The organism is Calidithermus terrae, assembly GCF_003574345.1.
In the GTDB taxonomy this organism is placed as follows: Bacteria; Deinococcota; Deinococci; order Deinococcales; family Thermaceae; genus Calidithermus; species Calidithermus chliarophilus.
The window spans coordinates 1-1,299 of the sequence record NZ_QXDL01000425.1; the positions used below are offsets into that span (position 1 = coordinate 1).

Annotated in this window: 2 protein-coding genes; both read right to left on the reverse strand. The window is 72.7% G+C overall.

Annotated elements, in window-relative coordinates; translation table 11 throughout:
• A partial coding sequence (locus tag Mterra_RS21335) for a COX15/CtaA family protein (RefSeq protein ID WP_176582572.1) occupies nucleotides 1-488 on the reverse strand: 488 nt, incomplete at its 3' end.
• A 77-nt stretch (nucleotides 489-565) separates the two neighbouring features.
• Nucleotides 566-1,299: N-acetylmuramoyl-L-alanine amidase family protein (locus tag Mterra_RS21340; protein WP_147373050.1), on the reverse strand; the 734-nt coding region annotated here is incomplete at its 5' end.

Below are 1,299 nucleotides of genomic sequence, written 5' to 3' on the forward strand. Positions count from 1 at the left end.
ACCCCCTGCCCGCGCAGCACGGGCACCTGGGGGCGCGTGGACCACCAGGCGGTGAGGGCCAAGGAGCCCACCAGGAAGAGGGTGTTGATGAGGTGGACGGGGGCGATGACCGCCCGCGCAACGCTGGCGTCGGTGCCGACGAGGCGGAAGAGCACCAGCGCGGCCCCCACCAGGCTCTCGATGACCATGAACCCCATGGCCGCCCCCGCCCCCAGGTGCACCAGGTGGCCGGGGGGGAAAGCCCGCCGCGACCACGCCAGCAGGCCCAGGGTCAGCAGCAGGGAGAGCCCGCTGGTGAGGCGGTGGAAGAACTCGATGAAGGTGGCCACGCTCGGGCTCGTCGGGATCGGCTCGCCGTTGCAGGTGGGCCAGTGGGCCCCGCAGCCGTCGCCGGAGCCTGTGGCCTGCACCACGTCGCCCCACACGATCACCGCGAGGGTGAAGGCCAGGGTCAGCCAGGCGTAGAGGGTGAATCGGCGTGAGTTCATGGCGGAAAACCCTCCTCGAGGGGGGCTGAGCCATTTTCCACGCCCCGAAGCGGGACAATCGTCCCGGCCCGGCCGGCTCAGCGCTGGGCGACCGTGTCCACGCCCAGGAAGCGGGTCACGGCCTGGCTCATGGCGCGGGCCAGGGTGTCGCGGTAGGCGGGGTCGGCCAGGCGGCGGCCCTCGCTGGCGTGGTTGGCGAAGCCGAGCTCGACCAGGATGGCCGGGATGCGGGCGTTGCGGATGACGTAGAAGGGGGCCTGCTGCACCCCCCGGTTGACCGCGCCGGTGGCCTGGATGAGCTTGTTGTGCACGGTGTAGGCCAGCTCGCGCGACCAGCGGAGGTTGAGCTGGGCGAGGATGTCCCCCGCCGCCCGCTGGGCCGCGTCGCGCGCGACGCGGGTGAGCTGCTGGCCCACCGCGCCCCCGCCGTTCTCGCGCACGACCTGCTCGAGCAGGCTGGGGTTGAGCAGCTCCCCGAAGTAGTAGGTCTCGATCCCCTGCGCCCGCCCGGGGCAGCCCGCCGTGGAGTTGACGTGCACCGAGATGAAGAGGTTCTTCTTGCTGTCGGCCATCTGGGCGCGCTCGTCGAGGGTGGGGTAGGTGTCGCCGGAGCGGGTGAGGACCACCTGGACGCCCTGGGCCTCGAGGTAACGCCGCGCCCGCTGGGAGACGTCGAGGGTGATGAGCTTCTCGGTCACGCCCGTGCAGGGGCTCACCGCCCCGGGGTCGCGCCCGCCGTGCCCGGGGTCGAGCACCACGGCGAACTTGGGCTGGGCCGGCCGGGGGGCGGCCCAGCCCAAGTTCGCCGTGG